Source organism: Paenibacillus sp. FSL R7-0333, assembly GCF_038000365.1.
Lineage (GTDB): Bacteria > Bacillota > Bacilli > Paenibacillales > Paenibacillaceae > Paenibacillus_AQ > Paenibacillus_AQ silagei.
The window spans coordinates 6,874,551-6,888,746 of the sequence record NZ_JBBOBZ010000001.1; the positions used below are offsets into that span (position 1 = coordinate 6,874,551).

Annotated in this window: 11 protein-coding genes; 3 read left to right on the forward strand and 8 right to left on the reverse strand. The window is 55.0% G+C overall.

Annotated features, from left to right (window positions below):
- Positions 1 to 184: 184 nt before the first annotated feature.
- The 4 genes from MKY86_RS29505 to MKY86_RS29520 form a co-directional block, all read right to left on the reverse strand.
- On the reverse strand, positions 185 to 586 hold the full coding sequence (locus MKY86_RS29505) for a Fur family transcriptional regulator (RefSeq protein ID WP_076080917.1): 402 nt from the start codon (positions 584 to 586) through the stop codon (positions 185 to 187).
- 72 nt (positions 587 to 658) lie between these two features.
- Positions 659 to 1,774 carry a Ger(x)C family spore germination protein gene (locus MKY86_RS29510; RefSeq protein WP_083685384.1) on the reverse strand — a complete coding sequence of 372 codons (1,116 nt, stop codon included), beginning with the start codon at positions 1,772 to 1,774 and terminating at the stop codon, positions 659 to 661.
- The gene (locus tag MKY86_RS29515; protein WP_076080919.1) at positions 1,771 to 2,868 is read right to left on the reverse strand and encodes a GerAB/ArcD/ProY family transporter; all 1,098 of its coding nucleotides are present in this window, start codon (positions 2,866 to 2,868) and stop codon (positions 1,771 to 1,773) included. The genes MKY86_RS29510 and MKY86_RS29515 overlap by 4 nt, the downstream gene beginning before the upstream one ends.
- Positions 2,868 to 4,235 carry a spore germination protein gene (locus tag MKY86_RS29520; protein ID WP_076080921.1) on the reverse strand — a complete coding sequence of 456 codons (1,368 nt, stop codon included), beginning with the start codon at positions 4,233 to 4,235 and terminating at the stop codon, positions 2,868 to 2,870. The genes MKY86_RS29515 and MKY86_RS29520 overlap by 1 nt, the downstream gene beginning before the upstream one ends.
- Positions 4,236 to 4,390: 155 nt before the next feature.
- On the opposite strand from MKY86_RS29520, the gene MKY86_RS29525 reads away from it, so the two are divergent.
- The 3 genes from MKY86_RS29525 to MKY86_RS29535 all read left to right on the forward strand — a co-directional run bounded on the left by MKY86_RS29525 (position 4,391) and on the right by MKY86_RS29535 (position 7,202).
- On the forward strand, positions 4,391 to 5,944 hold the full coding sequence (locus MKY86_RS29525; RefSeq protein ID WP_076080924.1) for an FAD-dependent oxidoreductase: 1,554 nt from the start codon (positions 4,391 to 4,393) through the stop codon (positions 5,942 to 5,944).
- Between the two features lie 175 nt (positions 5,945 to 6,119).
- Positions 6,120 to 6,839 (forward strand): 3-ketoacyl-ACP reductase, encoded by a 720-nt coding sequence (locus MKY86_RS29530; protein ID WP_076080926.1) that lies wholly within the window; start codon positions 6,120 to 6,122, stop codon positions 6,837 to 6,839.
- A 42-nt stretch (positions 6,840 to 6,881) separates the two neighbouring features.
- Complete coding sequence (locus tag MKY86_RS29535) at positions 6,882 to 7,202, forward strand: antibiotic biosynthesis monooxygenase (RefSeq protein ID WP_076080928.1); 321 nt, start codon at positions 6,882 to 6,884, stop codon at positions 7,200 to 7,202.
- A 151-nt stretch (positions 7,203 to 7,353) separates the two neighbouring features.
- Here MKY86_RS29535 and MKY86_RS29540 read toward each other — a convergent pair whose 3' ends face one another.
- From MKY86_RS29540 to MKY86_RS29555, 4 genes are all read right to left on the reverse strand, one after another.
- Complete coding sequence (locus MKY86_RS29540; RefSeq protein ID WP_076080930.1) at positions 7,354 to 9,582, reverse strand: MMPL family transporter; 2,229 nt, start codon at positions 9,580 to 9,582, stop codon at positions 7,354 to 7,356.
- Positions 9,583 to 10,073: 491 nt separating this feature from the next.
- A complete protein-coding gene (locus MKY86_RS29545) occupies positions 10,074 to 11,972 on the reverse strand; it encodes an ABC transporter ATP-binding protein (RefSeq protein WP_076080932.1) in 1,899 nt (632 codons plus the stop codon).
- Complete coding sequence (locus tag MKY86_RS29550; protein ID WP_076080934.1) at positions 11,969 to 13,729, reverse strand: ABC transporter ATP-binding protein; 1,761 nt, start codon at positions 13,727 to 13,729, stop codon at positions 11,969 to 11,971. The genes MKY86_RS29545 and MKY86_RS29550 overlap by 4 nt, the downstream gene beginning before the upstream one ends.
- Positions 13,722 to 14,108, reverse strand: coding sequence for a MarR family transcriptional regulator (locus MKY86_RS29555; RefSeq protein ID WP_083685386.1), 387 nt, complete (start codon positions 14,106 to 14,108; stop codon positions 13,722 to 13,724). Before MKY86_RS29555 ends, MKY86_RS29550 begins: the two co-directional genes overlap by 8 nt.
- Positions 14,109 to 14,196: the final 88 nt, after the last annotated feature.

The window sequence follows — 14,196 nt, forward strand, 5'->3', positions numbered from 1 at the left end:
GCGGCAGGCTTTATATATAATTAAATATCAGCCCCCGAAACCCTCTTTTTTCCGGCAATTAATGATAATTTCCCTATATTTATTGATAATTTTTATAGGAGCACAGCAAAAAGACCGTTTCCATGAAAACGGTCTTTTGTTATATTCCGTTACTAAGCGAGCCGGCACACCTCATACAAACGTCCTAGTTCTGGCGTGAATTTCTGCTCTGGCAGGCCGGGCAGATGCCTCCGAATACCACATGCGTATGAGTGATCGAATAGCCTGTATCTGCTGCAACCAAGTCGCTCCACTCCTGCGGGACCTGGCTCATCACTTCATCCACGGCACCGCAGATTTCACAGACAATATGCTGGTGGTCGTCCAGGCGCGCATCATACCGGCTGGCCGCCTCGCCCAGCTTCAGCTCGCGGATCATCTGCTTATCTGTAAGGTAGCGCAGGGAATTGTAGACCGTTCCATAAGCGAGGTTATGCCCCTGCTCAACCAGCCGGTTCATGACTTCCGCAGCGGTAGGGTGATCATGGGAATTGCGGACGATATCATACACGGCTTGACGCTGAGAGGTCAGGTTCAGGGTTCTCATCTTTATCATCCTCTAATTTGTTTTTAGATCAAGTATAAGTCCTGATGCCGGAAGCGTCAATCCGCCGCGGCTCTATTTGATCATTCCAGAGTATTTAATGTCCACCTTGGCCTTGACCTGAAATTGCAGCCGGGGATACAGACGCTCCCAGTCAGCCATCTCCGTATCATTATTCCAGTGCCGCGCGCCATAATGCAGCCCCCAGCCCAGCGGGTCCATGCCGCTGCCTTGTATTTTGACCAGCAGTGCGGTTACGGCATGTTCCAGTTCCGCTGCACCGGCCTCCCCAATCTCCTTCAGCATATGGTGGGTGACGATCTCCGCCGTGCTGTTCTCCTCCAGGATCGCCCGGATTTTAATGGTATAGCGGAGATAGGGATCTTCATCTGCGGGAGTGACAATCTGGTAGCTTGAAGAGGAGCTCTCCGTATAGTACTGATACATACCGCCGCCTATATGGGCGGGGAAGTTCGTCCGCAGATTGGAGCGGGACAGCAGGTTGAACAACCGGGTCTCGTCCGGGGAGAGGACCAGCTTGATTTTTCTTTTATCCAGTAGAGTGATCTTGTCAATCAGGAACTGGTCCTTCTTCTGCGCTTCAATAACCGGCAATATGGGGTCTATCCCATTCTCATAAATACTCCGCATAAGCTGGTAGGAATACACACTGGAGATGAAGGGCGACTCGGTGCCTTGCCCGCTCATTGCCAGAATCAGCGAGTTGGACGGAATGCGCTCTGACGGCGGCTTAACCTGAAGCACCTCCAGCGCCCCCGGCCTGCCCACGGCGAAATTAAGAATCAGCTGGATGTCTCTGCGCCGGACTGCCCAGTCCGTTACATGCCGGATATCATCCGCGGCAAGCCCTTCCCCCAGAATCACCGATTTGCAGTGCACATAGTCGAGCTCCTTCTCCACCTTGGACTTCATTCTGCGCAGTGCTTCAGAGATACTATCCGATTCTTCGGTCAGGATCTGCATCTTCTCGTCAATCTTCGTGACATCCCCTTGCGGAATCGCCAGCTTCAGACTAACCTTGAACGTTCCTTCCTTCCGGCCGGGATCAATGCCAATAGCAACCACAAATATTCTCCGGTCAATATCCTTGAAATTGCAGCCTGTAAGGGCCAGGGTCATGGTTGCAGACAGCAGCATCACCAGCAGAGTCCCGATTACTCCCGCTCTCACGCTCTTCGCCTCCTTACCATCCAGTAGCACCCGAATAACAGCAGGATCAGCAGCAGCTCCCCGTACCAGCGGATATGCAGCAGGAATACCCCTAGCATATTAAGATCGTACTGATCTATGCGCATCAGGAGCAGGGTGCCCGCTGCAAAAACCGCCAGAATGACGATCTCCTGCCACTGTCTGGTCTTAGGTCTGCCGGGGGCGGAGGGGAGCTGGCTGAGGAGCAGCTCTTTGCCGACATGCCACTGGATAATGGCACTGACCAGCGCCAGCGTGCTGTAAGCAAAATAAAAGAGATAGAGCATACGCTCAATCAAAAACGACTCAATCCGGATGCTGTCCGCTGTGGTGAACCAGGTGTACACATGCCGCTCGACACCGACGGTTCCGTGATATCCGATGGGCACATAAAACGTGATGGCCAGCACGAGCAGCCCCTCCAGACTCAGAATCCAGATATGCTTCAGCTTCAAGCCATGAAATACCCGGTTGAAGACAGCCATATTAATGTAGCCGCTGAATGTAAAGGTCGCTGCCGCGAGGCTGTTCCAGTCGGGAGGATGCAGGGCATGTGTCATGATCTGCAGTACGGCGTCCCAGCTAAAGTCCGGGTTCACCACCGCCTTGACTGTCGTGTATAGAATTAAGGGGAGCGTGATGGCCAGTGTAATTTCCAGTCCATAGAGCAGGGACAGCGAGTCTATTCTGGCACACAGACAGGTCAATATCAGGAACCCGAGCAAGACTGCCATCGGGCCGGTGTCCGGGCTGATGAACCGGAGGGTAATGTCCACAAAGGACAAAAGAATCAGCGCCCCGGCCAGATACCAGAGAACCGCATATACGACAATTAGCGGAGAGGCCAGCAGCCTGGGCATCACTGAACCGAAGATCTCCGGCAGTCCCTTTCCCGGGAATTTACAAATGACACTGGTGAAAAGATAGATGAACAGCGTGCCCGTGCCCACCGCAACCAGAATGGAGGACTGCGCACCGTCGAAGCGGGCATCCAGCAGCTCCCGCGGGGCGAAGTTAATGATATTGATCAAGGAATTCATGAGAAACAGACAGTAGAAATAGCGGCTGTTTGCCATCAGGAGCCCCCGCTTTTCTTCTTCAGTGACGCTCCCAGCGAATCAAGGGCGAACATCTTGAAATACGGCTGGCCGAAGCTGCGCTGGCTGCATAAGTACAGCGTGAAGCCCACCAGACAGATCACGACACCGACAAGCCCGAGCACAGCTGCGGCAATGACAAAGAAATACTTCAGCACACGGATGGAGAAGCTCATCATATTCAGCGGAACCAGGAAATTGGATATCGCCACTACGGAGACGAGAATAATCATAATGTTGCCGATCAGCCCTGCCGCTGTAGCAGCCTGCCCCAGGATCAGACCGCCGACCGTGGTCGCTGTAGGACCGATGGCTCTGGGCAGACGCAAGCTGGCCTCCGTCAGGAACTCCATCATAATCATCATCAGAATCACCTCGACAAAAGAAGGGTAAGGCACCGTAGCACGGCTTCCCCCGATCAGCAGGGCGATCTGCACCCGCACAATCTCCGGATTGTATGAGGTGAAGGCAATGTACAAGGCCGGCAGCCATAACGTCATGGCCACGCCCAGAATGCGCAGCAGCTTCAGGAAGCGGCCGACGAAGGGCAGATGGATTTTGTCATCCATGGCGGTGAAGAAATCATTGAATATGGACGGAAGCACAATCGCATACCCGGTCGTATCCAGCAAGACCGCCACCTTGCCCTCTGCCAAATTGAATACCACCCGGTCGGGGCGCTCAGTTACTATGGTCTTGGGAAAAATGCGCAGCTTGTCGCTGCTGATATATTTCTCCAGTTCACCGGCAGCCTGCAGAATGTCGAGCTTCAGCGAGTCCAGCTTCTCTTTTAACTCCGCCAGCACCTGGTGATTCACCCGGCTCTCGTCATAGAGAATTGCCACCTTAGTCTTGGACACATTGCCGATAACGGTAAATTCCATCTTGAGCGCAGAGGACAGATACCGCCGCCGAACCAGATTGAGGTTCACCGCCAGACTCTCCCCCAGCGCATCGGAGGGACCTTGGCTGATACTCTCCGTAATCGTCTCCTTGATACTGCTGGCCTCCGCCCGGAGGACATCGAAGCAACAGAGCTTGCCCTCCCGCCCAATACAGGCATAGCCGCTGAGCAGAAGATCCAGAGCACGCTGCCCGTCTGTCACCTCTTCACTGCCGGGGTAATCGGCCACATAGCTGTAGTAGGCTGCGGGATGGCCCATCTCGTAGAACGGAGCAATAATATTGCGGCTGATGGCCTGTCCGTCAGTCACACTTTTGATATAGAGCAGGCTGACCTGTCCCGCCGGAATCGTCAAGATCTTGTCTTCAAGGTCGCCGAACCCGCTTAGCTGGCTTCTGATCCATTCGAGCAGGACCGCTTGTGTATGCTGTTGTTCCGACATAGGTCTCTGCCCCTCTCCGCCCGCTGCTCCGTGAATTTCTTCTTAGGTTGGCACTTTCTGGCGGTTTTCATGCACCTGCCGGGGGAGCGGGGCGTTTCTTTTCACGGAAGAGTGGTAATAAATGAAATGGATCATCACTTAGGAGGGACTAGACTATGAGCACACAGGAATCCCGTCCGCAAGGTCTTCCGCAATTTCCGGAATCGTTATGGCTAGACAGTACAGGTCTGCCGTCTTTTCCGGTGCTTGCGGAAGATCATGTCACAGACGTAGCTATTGTAGGGGCAGGAATTACCGGGATTACTACCGCTTATCTGCTGTCCAAGGCCGGATATAAGGTCACACTGCTAGAAGCCGGACAGATTCTCGGCGGGGCCACCGGCTATACCAGCGCCAAAATCTCCGCCCAGCACGGTATGATCTATCATGATCTGCTGAAGCATTTCGGCGTGGAGCAGGCCCGGATGTATTATCAGTCGAACAGCGAGGCCATGGAATGGATGATTGCCACAGCGGAGGAACTGGACCTGTCCTGCGGGATGAAGCGGGAGGCGGCCTACCTGTATGCGGATCAAGGTGACGAGAAGACGCTGAAGGCGCTGAATAAGGAATTCGAGGCTTACGGCAAGCTGGCACTGCCCGGAGAGTGGCTGGATCAGGTCCCCCTGCCGCTGGGCGCGGGCGGGGCCATCCGGATGCCGGATCAGGCCCGTTTCCACCCGCTGGAATACCTGAAGGGGCTGCTGCAGGCGGTTCTGGACAGGGGCGGCGCCGTATTTGAGCATACGATGATCGGAGAGAAGGTCGATACGGACGGACAGATAACCCTGCATACCGAGGGAGAGAAGCTCCAGATCCGCTGCCGCCATGCCGTGTCGGCTTCCCACTTCCCCTTCTATGACGGCGGCTCCCTTTACTTCTCACGGCTGCATGCCGAACGCTCCTACTGTCTGGCGTTCGAGCCGGAGACGGATTATGAGGGCGGCATGTATCTGAGTGCCGGTGAACCGGCCCGTTCGCTGCGGGCAGTGGAATGGGGAGACCGGAAGCTGGTCATCGCCGGCGGGGAGAACCACAAGACGGGTCAAGGCATTTGTACGTTCGGCCATTATGAGAATCTGGAGCGGTTCGCCGGGGAGCTGCTGGGCATCCGCAGTATTCCGTTCCGCTGGTCCACCCAGGACCTGATCACGCTGGACCGGGTGCCCTATATCGGCAAGCGCGCTGAGGACGAGGAGATCTATATCGCTACCGGCTTCGGAAAATGGGGCATGACGAACGGAACCGTGGCTGCCCGCCTGATCGCAGACGGCATTCTGGGAAGCAGCAACCCGTACACCGGGTTATATGATCCCTCACGCTTCAAGGCGGTGCCCGCGATCAAGAACTTCATCGTGCAGAACTTCTCGGTCGCCAAGGAGCTGGTGGCCGGCAAAGTGGAGATTGTACACACCAAGACGAAGGATCTGGAGCCGGATCAGGGTGCAGTCGTCTTCCATGACGGCAAACGCGTAGGTGCCTACCGCGACCCTGAGGGCCAATTGCATCTCGTTGACAGAACCTGCACTCACCTGGGCTGTGAATGCGAGTGGAATGACGCCGAGCGCTCCTGGGATTGCCCGTGTCACGGCTCCCGCTTCTCCTACGAAGGCGATGTGCTTGAAGGTCCGGCGACCGTGCCGCTTAAGACGATCACGCCGGAAGGCTAAAGCGGGATGACCGGGCGCTGGTGGACATTAGCGGCACAAGTGGTACCGGGGGACTGGCGGCCTGCACTGCCGGAGCTGCGGCTCCGGCGTGATTGTGCCCGGCCGCTCAGGTATAATAGACAGTATCTTCTAGAATTACCCATCATTCTATATATAAGGAGCGTGACGACAGGTTATGGATTTGAGAGGAACCAGTATTGTCATTACAGGTGCAGGCAAGGGAATCGGCAAGGCGCTCGCTATGGCGCTGGCTAAGGAAGGCGCCAACCTGGGGCTGATCTCCAGAACCTCGGCGGACCTGGAGGCGCTGAAGGCGGCGCTGACCGAGGTGTACGACATCAAGGTCAGTATCGCCGTAGCCGATATTGCAGTACGTGAAGAAGCAGAGCGGGCGGTAGTAGCGCTGCAGAAGGACCTCGGCCCATTCGACGCGCTTATTAACAACGCCGGGATCGCCCAGTTCGGCACGTTCCTGGAGATGGACCCGGCAGACTGGGAACGGCATATGCAGATCAACCTGTTCGGGGCCTATTATGTGACACGTGCGGCACTGCCTGCGATGATCGAGCGTTCAAGCGGCAATATCATCAACATCTCCTCCACCGCAGGGGAACGCGGCTTCGCCGCAGGCTCGGCCTACTGTGCTTCCAAGTTTGCTCTTATGGGCATGACGGAGTCACTGGCGATGGAGGTACGCAAGCATAATATCCGTGTCGTGGCGCTGACCCCAAGCACAGTGAATACAGGCCTCGCTACCGGCGCGGGTCTTAAGATCGGGGACGAGGACCGGATGATGCAGCCGGAGGACGTTGCCGAGCTGACGCTCGCTGCGCTTAAGCTGCCTGACCGTGTCTTCCTGAAGACGGCAGGCATCTGGACCACCAATCCGCAATAATGGAGGCGGAAATTACGCAAAGCTCTACAAGGAGGACTTGGCATGCTGGTAGTTACTAATACGATTAAGATCAAGGAAGGGCATGGTGAAGCGCTGGCCTCACGGTTCAGCGCAGATAACGGGGTGCAGAGCATCCCCGGCTTCATCCGCATGGAGGTGTGGCGCGGCGCTCCCAAGGAAGGCGTGGAGGAGCTGAAGATCAGCACCGTCTGGGAGAATGAGGAAGCGCTGAACGGCTGGACCTCAAGCCCCGCCTTCCGGGACTCGCACCGCGGTGCCGGCCGGAATGAAGCCATTGTCAGCTCCTCGCTCGACAAGTACGAGCTGGTGCACAGCCGTACTCCGAATGTCCAGGCTGAATAGCTCCGCTCAAAAGAAGGGCTTCTCCCTTTAATAGAGATTCGCCGGCAACAGCAAAAAATCGCTCCTTTCGGGAGGGTTGATGGATCTTCCATTTTCCCGAAAGGGCGATTTCTTTGTTGTTTTTTCAGAAAATTGTAGAACTAACTACTTCTTACCGCTGTGTATCCGAAGCAGAGGCTTCGCTAATCTCCTGATGCTTGCCGGGCCAGAAGGCCAGACGGCCGAAGAGAACAGTGATAGCCGGTACCAGGAAGGGACGGACAACGAAGGTATCCAGCAGGACACCGATCGCAGTGATGATGCCGAACTGGACCAGTACCTGAATCGGAAGACTTGCCAGAACGGCGAATGTACCGGCCAGGATAAGTCCGGCGGAGGTAATGACCGAGCCGGTCTCATTCACACCTTCTGCAATCGCCTGCTTCAGCGGCATATGCTTACGCTTTTTCCAGATATTCGAGATCATGAAGATGTTGTAATCCTCCCCGAGCGCTACCAGGAAGACGAAGGAATATAGCGGAATGGACCCTTGAATCGCATCTGCTCCGAGCACATAATGAATGATGATCCAGCCCAGGCCCAGTGCCGAGAAGAACGATAGAATTACTGTCCCCACCAGATATACTGTGGCTACGACAGATCTGAGATAGACCAGCAGCAGCACCGTAATCAGGCCGATAACAACCGGGATGATCAGATCGGTGTCACGTTCCCCAAGCTCCTTGGTATTGTGCTGGGTAGCGGTCTGGCCGCTAATCCATACCTTATCCTGCGCGTTCTCAATCCCTGATTCCGTCAGGGCCGACTCAACCGTAGCCTGAAGTGCCGGGATATGGTCCATCGCCTCAATCGAATACGGATTGTCCTTGAACTCAATATCATAGGCATTAATCTTCGGGTTGACGGCCCCCTGCTGCGGGTCTGAGACCACATCCACGTAAGACAGGCTGCTCAGCACGGATTTCAGGTCTTCTCCGCCGGATAACCCTTCCGTATCAACCATCAGTTTGGCGGGTGCCAGCTCACCGGGGGAGAATTGCTTGCCGATCAGGTCGAAGCCTTCCCGCGACTCCATAGTCTTCGGGAATGACGACAGAATATCATAGGTGAACTTAATTCCGCTGGAGAATGAGGCCAGCACTCCCAGAAGTACTACGGTAATTCCGACAATGGCCCACGGACGGGATACCACCAGGTACCCGATTCCCTTACGGCGGGCAGGCTGCGGCTGCGGCACCGGTCTGCCCTTGGCCTTGGCCCGCTCTGCTTCCATCTGCGGCGTGCGCGGCACGAACGGGAAGAAGGAGGTCCGTCCGAAGATCGCCAGCAAGGCCGGAACCAGGGTCAGACTGGCTACCCCCATAATCAGAATCGAGACGCTGAACGGCACTGCAAACCGGTGGTACGCGCCGTATTTGGCCAGTAGCAGAGCGAAGAGGGCCAGCACCACGGTGAAGCCGCTCATCGCAATCGCCCCGGAGGAGTGGGAAATGGCGCTCAGCAGTGCGCGCCCCTTATTCTCCTCCACCTTCAGCATCTGACGGAAGCGCGAGATCAGGAACAGGCAATAGTCTGTCCCTGCCCCGAAGAGCAGCACCGTCATTATCGAGACTGCCTGCGAATCCACCGTAATCCAGTCTTCCCTGGCCATCAGGCCAAGCACCGGGCTGGTTACGCCATAAGCGAAGCCTACAGCAACCAGCGGAATCAGCGCCAGAATCGGCGAACGGTAGATCAGCAGCAGGAAGACCAGCACCAGAATGACAGTGGCAATCAGCAGCGACACATCGGCATTCTTGAACAGCCCTGTAGCATCTACTGAGATTCCGACCGGGCCGGATACGCGCAGGCTCAAGTCACCGCTGTCCGGCTTGGCGGCAGACGGGTCAGTCCCCGTCTCCGTCCGGACCAGCTCCTTCAGGCTCTTCAGCGACTCTCCGAGCTGGTCGCTGTCCGCCGTCTTGTCAAACAGCACCGGGGTGACCAGCGTGCTCCGGTCCTCCGACAAGGACGCCTGCAGCGCCTGCGGCGGCAGCTTGCCCAGCGGCGGAACGAAGTTCTGATGCATAAGAGGCTGCTGCTCCAGCTTGCTGTATAGTGCTGTTATATGTACGAGATCCTCCTCCGCGATTCCTCCGTCACGATGCCATACGAGCAGTGCCGGCACTCCGCTTCCGGCCGGAAATTCTCTCTCAGCAACGACCGATGCCCGCACCGATTGTGAATCCTCCGGCAGATTGGAGGCATTGTTAGCAACCTGTGAATTCACTGATGGCCATAGCATCGTAAGCACCCCGACCAGTGCAACCCACACCAGCAGAGTGATCCATTTGGTCTTGCTCCCTGCTACCCATTTTCCGTAGCCCGACATACCTTTCATCCTCTCTCCTATCCGTCCGCCCAAAAAAATGAGCCGCGGGTCATTTTGATATCCTTATCATATATACCCCGAAAATTTTAAGCAAATCTTTTTTCTGAAATGTTGAAAAACTAGAGTGATCACTGCCGCTGCTGCCCGGAAACAGCTGACTCAATGCCGCTAATAACGGGTGATCGTAGATACTCTCTCTAGTATTATCTGGAGAATTCGATTTAGACCTGCTTTTGAATCCGCAGACAGAAATGTTGCAGGAATTGCAACTTCCGCTCACAGATAAGCTGATAATTCGAGGAATGCTGTATAAAATGCAGGAAAGGCTAGGTTGGTGGAGTCGAGTAGTGGCATAGTTAAGTGGTGAGTTGATGTGTGAGTTGCAAAAAAAGCGTTCATAACAGAGAATGTCCGAAGACGCTCTGCATGAACGCTAGGTGATGCCTGGCTGTGACCTACAGCCGGCTATATTCAGGTAACTATTCCATTCAGATCAGAGATCAGCCTGCGTCCGGCAGGTCATCACCGGAGAACTGGCTGTTATAGAGATCGGCATAGAAGCCGCCCGCTTCCAGCAGTTCCACATGGGTGCCCTTCTCAATGACGCTACCCTGGTTCATCACCAGGATCAGATCGGCATCCTTGATGGTGGACAGGCGGTGAGCGATCACGAAGCTGGTTCTGCCGTGCATCAGCGTGTTCATCGCCTTCTGGATCTGCACCTCTGTGCGCGTATCTACGCTGCTGGTTGCTTCATCCAGAATGAGGATGGACGGATCGGCCAGAATCGCCCGGGCGATGGTAAGCAGCTGCTTTTGACCCTGGGAGATGTTCGAGGCCTCTTCATTCAGAATCGTGTCATACCCGAGCGGCAGCGTACGGATGAAGTGATCGGCATGCGCAGCCTTGGCTGCCCGCACCACATCAGCCTCCGTAGCCCCTTCCCGGCCGTAAGCGATATTATCGCGAATGGTCCCGTTGAACAGCCAGGTATCCTGAAGCACCATACCGAATTTGCTGCGCAGCTCGCTGCGCTTCATATCGGTGATGTTCACACCGTCGATCACAATCTCCCCGCCGCTGATCTCATAGAAGCGCATGAGCAGGTTGATCAGCGTGGTTTTGCCGGCTCCGGTTGGCCCTACAATCGCAATGGTCTGTCCCGGACTGACCTCGATGTTCATGTCTTCAATCAGGAGTTCACCCGGCTTGTAGCCGAACTGCACGTGACGGAATTCCACAGAGCCCTCTTCTGCAGCTGCTGAACGTTTCGCCAGTGTAGCAGCCACTTCAGGGACTTCCTCTTCCTCATCCAGCAGTTCAAATACACGTTCAGCCGAAGCGATGGTGGACTGAATGATGTTGGCAATATTGGCAGTCTGCGTAATCGGCATGGTGAACTGGCGCGAATACTGGATGAATGCCTGGATGTCACCGACATCGATCGCTTTTTTGGTCACGAAGATCCCGCCGACCACACATACCAGTACATACCCCAGGTTCCCGATGAACATCATCAGCGGCATGATAATCCCGGAGATGAACTGTGAGCGCCAGCCGGAGTTATACAGCTCCTCATTGATGGCATTGAAGTCCTTCAGGGAATTCTTCTCCCGTCCAAAAGCCTTGATGATCCGGTGCCCGGTATACATCTCCTCCACATGACCATTCAGCTGGCCCAGCGATTTCTGCTGTCCGACGAAATAGGTCTGGGAGCGCTTGGTGATCAGCATAATCACTACGAAGCTCAGCGGCAGCGTAACGATCGTAATCAGGGTCAGCCACGGGCTGATCGTCAGCATCATCACAATAACCCCGACAATCGTCACAATGGAGGTGATCAGCTGGGTCAAGCTCTGCTGCAGGGTGGTACTGATGTTGTCCACATCATTGGTCGCCCGGCTAAGAATCTCCCCGTGGGTCCGGGAATCGAAATATTTCAGCGGCAGCCGCTCCAGCTTGCTGTTGATCTGCTCGCGCATGTCGTATACGACCTTCTGCGCCACACCGGCCATGACATACTGCTGGATATAACTGAACAGCGCGCTGAACAGATACAGGCCTGCCAGCAGGATCAGAATATCATTCACATAGCCAAAATCAATCGCCGCCCCAGGCACGCCCATCATCTTGCCATAAGCGCCTTCGAAAAGCTTGGTCGTTGCCTTACCCATCACCTTAGGGCTGAAAATACTGAATACGGTACTGGCAATCGCCATTACGAATACGATAATCAGCTGTACCTGGCGCGGGCGCAAATACCGGATCAGGCGGCGCAGGGTGCCCTTGAAATCCTTCGCCTTCTCGGGAGGCATACCCATGCCGGGTCCGCCCGGGCCGGGGCCGAATCCGCCGTGTCTGCGGGCGGGCGGCTTCATTGCTTTGTTCTGCTCACTCATGCTATTTCCTCCTCTGACAGCTGCGAGGATACGATCTCGCGGTACACCTCATTGTTGTCCAGCAGCTCGCGGTGCGTGCCCATACCGACAATTTGACCTTCATCCAGTACGATAATACGGTCTGCATCCATTACCGTGCTTACCCGCTGTGCGACGATAAGGACAGTAGATTCCGTAGTCTCCTCCTTGAGCGCGGCACGCAGCTTGGCATCGGTCTTGAAGTCGAGCGCGGAGAAGCTGTCATCGAACAGATATACCTCAGGCTTGCGGACGAGGGCACGGGCTATCGACAGACGCTGCTTCTGGCCGCCGGAGACGTTACCGCCCCCCTGGGAGATGCTTGAATCGAAGCCTTCCTTCATCGCTGTGACAAAGTCATAGGCCTGTGCCACCTTGGCGGCATGAAGAATCTCCTCCTCGGTAGCATCCTCTTTGCCGTAACGGATATTCTCGTTGATGGTACCGGTGAACAGCACGGCTTTTTGCGGAATATAACCAATCTTGCTCCGCAATTCCTCCTGCGTCATCTGGCGCACATCCACACCGTCCACACTTACCGTACCTTCTATGGCATCATAGAATCTCGGAATCATGTTCAGCAGCGTGGACTTGCCTGACCCGGTTCCGCCGATAATGGCGGTAATCTCACCGGGGCGCGCACTGAAGGTAATTCCCGACAAGGCTGCCTGCTCTGCACCCGGATAAGCGAAGGATACATTGTCGAACTCCACATACCCGCGCAATCCGTCACGGCCGTCCTCCTGTGTAGCTGTAGCCGTAGTCTTCAGTTCTGCAGAGGTAGGGTCCTTAATCTCTGGCTGCATATCCAGCACTTCATTAATGCGCAGCGCTGAGGCAGAAGCTCTTGGAATCAGCACGAACATCATCGACACCATGATCAGCGAGAACATAATCTGCATTGCATACTGAATGAATGCCATCAGGGAGCCAACCTTCAGATCCCCGTCGCCAATGCGGATTCCGCCGTAATACAGAATGGCAATCATCGAGAAGTTCATGACGATCATCATCAGCGGCATGAGTCCCGCCATCACCTTGTTGACTTTAATCGCCGTGTCGGTAAGGTCGCGGTTCGCCGCACTGAACCGTCTGTTCTCATGCTCAATCCGGTTGAAGGAGCGGATGACGCGGATACCGGTCAGATGCTCGCGCAGCACCAGATTTAATTTGTCCAGCTTGATCTGAATCGCCTTGAACAGCGGCAGACCCTTCATTCCGATGAAAAATATCGCTCCGACCAGCAGCGGAATCACCACTACAAAGATCAGCGAGAGCTTGGCGTCCTCCGACACCGCCATAATAATCCCGCCGATCATCATCATCGGAGCACCAACCATCATGCGGAGCATCATAGTCAGAACGGTCTGAACCTGTGTAATATCATTAGTGGTACGTGTAATCAATGAGGCCGTACCCAGCTTATCGAATTCATGGAGCGTAAAATTCTCCACATGATTGAACACCCGAGAACGGGTATTCTTCCCGAAGCCTGCCGCCACTCTGGCTGACAGATAGCTGGCAATAATAGAGCATAGCACACCGCCAGCCGCCACCAGCAGCATGAAGCCGCCGATTCTCCAGATATAAGGCTGGTCGCCGTCCACAATCCCCTTGTCGATAATGTCACTCATCAGGGTCGGAAGATACAAATCCCCCATGGACTGCAGAAATACAAGAATCAGTACAGCCGCAATGGCCCAGCGGAAGGGCTTCAGTTGTTTCATTAATTTAATCATGCTTCTCATCTCCGTTCATTTGTAACCGGTCTAGATTAGGCGGAGGATTATCCTCCATAAAGGCATAGACTTTCAGCAGCAGTTCAGCCAGTTGATTAGATTCTTCCTCACCTAAATACTCCACCATCCTGTTAAGTGTGGCGTCCATATGGTCCCTGGCCCTGCGGGTAATAATTTTCCCCTGTTCGGTCAACTTGATGCGCACTACCCTCCGGTCAGACGGATCAGCCTGCCGTTCTACCATCTGCTTGGCTTCAAGACTGTTAATCAGCTGGGTTACTGTTGGCGGAGTCAGTCCCAGGAAGCGGCTGATCTCCGACACCTTAAGTCCCAGATCTGAAGCATGCGACGCCCGTGCAATACATATCAATAAAGTCATCTCACTTGGCTTATGCCCCTCCACTGAGTGATGCCAATGCCCTTTGCGCAGCTTCCGGAGTGCAGAGAAAAGCTTGTGTCCGACTGAG

Coding starts and splice junctions, on each gene's coding strand:
- MKY86_RS29545 (WP_076080932.1), bottom strand. CDS start 11,972: ATGAGTGAGCAGAACAAAGCAATGAAGCCGCCCGCCCGCAGACACGGC.
- MKY86_RS29550 (WP_076080934.1), bottom strand. CDS start 13,729: ATGATTAAATTAATGAAACAACTGAAGCCCTTCCGCTGGGCCATTGCG.
- MKY86_RS29520 (WP_076080921.1), bottom strand. CDS start 4,235: ATGTCGGAACAACAGCATACACAAGCGGTCCTGCTCGAATGGATCAGA.
- MKY86_RS29515 (WP_076080919.1), bottom strand. CDS start 2,868: ATGGCAAACAGCCGCTATTTCTACTGTCTGTTTCTCATGAATTCCTTG.
- MKY86_RS29540 (WP_076080930.1), bottom strand. CDS start 9,582: ATGAAAGGTATGTCGGGCTACGGAAAATGGGTAGCAGGGAGCAAGACC.
- MKY86_RS29555 (WP_083685386.1), bottom strand. CDS start 14,108: ATGACTTTATTGATATGTATTGCACGGGCGTCGCATGCTTCAGATCTG.
- MKY86_RS29525 (WP_076080924.1), top strand. CDS start 4,391: ATGAGCACACAGGAATCCCGTCCGCAAGGTCTTCCGCAATTTCCGGAA.
- MKY86_RS29535 (WP_076080928.1), top strand. CDS start 6,882: ATGCTGGTAGTTACTAATACGATTAAGATCAAGGAAGGGCATGGTGAA.
- MKY86_RS29530 (WP_076080926.1), top strand. CDS start 6,120: ATGGATTTGAGAGGAACCAGTATTGTCATTACAGGTGCAGGCAAGGGA.
- MKY86_RS29505 (WP_076080917.1), bottom strand. CDS start 586: ATGAGAACCCTGAACCTGACCTCTCAGCGTCAAGCCGTGTATGATATC.